Origin of the sequence: Streptomyces sp. CLV115, assembly GCF_038448545.1 — a bacterium.
Classification (GTDB): Bacteria; Actinomycetota; Actinomycetes; order Streptomycetales; family Streptomycetaceae; genus Streptomyces; species Streptomyces sanglieri.
Window position 1 is genome coordinate 1 of record NZ_JBCEWQ010000429.1, and the last position, 442, is coordinate 442.

Sequence of the window (442 nt, forward strand, 5' to 3'; positions counted from 1 at the left end):
GACGCGCGCCGGTTCTCGTTCTCAACCTGCCGTTGCGATTTCGCCCCGGTCGCCACGTCGAGCGCCTGCTGCAGGCTGATGTGCTGCTTCTTGGTCTCGTCGAGCGTGTGCATCTGCCCGTCGAGGCCGACGATGGACGTCGCGAAATCGTAGAACGTCGGGCCCAGCTTCATCAACTGCAGCGTCAGCGCCTGCGCCTCGGGCGTCGCCGTACCGACGGAATCGACCAGCGCGCGGAAGCCTTCGACGGTCTTCGGCAGCGTCAGCCCCATCGCATCGAACTCAGTGGACAGCGCGCGGCCGGTGTAGTCGTGCTGCTCCTTCGGGGTGTAGAACTTGGCGTAGTAGTCGGTGACCGTCTTCGTGAACGCGTCCGCGCCGCCGGCCAGTTCGACCATGTCGATGCGCGCTTGTGTCGCCGCGACGCCGGTCTGGGTCATTG

1 protein-coding gene is annotated in these 442 nt (G+C 65.8%); it reads right to left on the reverse strand.

Translation table 11 applies throughout. The features are described from left to right. Positions 1 to 442, reverse strand: a 442-nt coding sequence (locus AADR41_RS42490) for a hypothetical protein (protein WP_342287822.1), incomplete at both ends; no start/stop codon positions are given.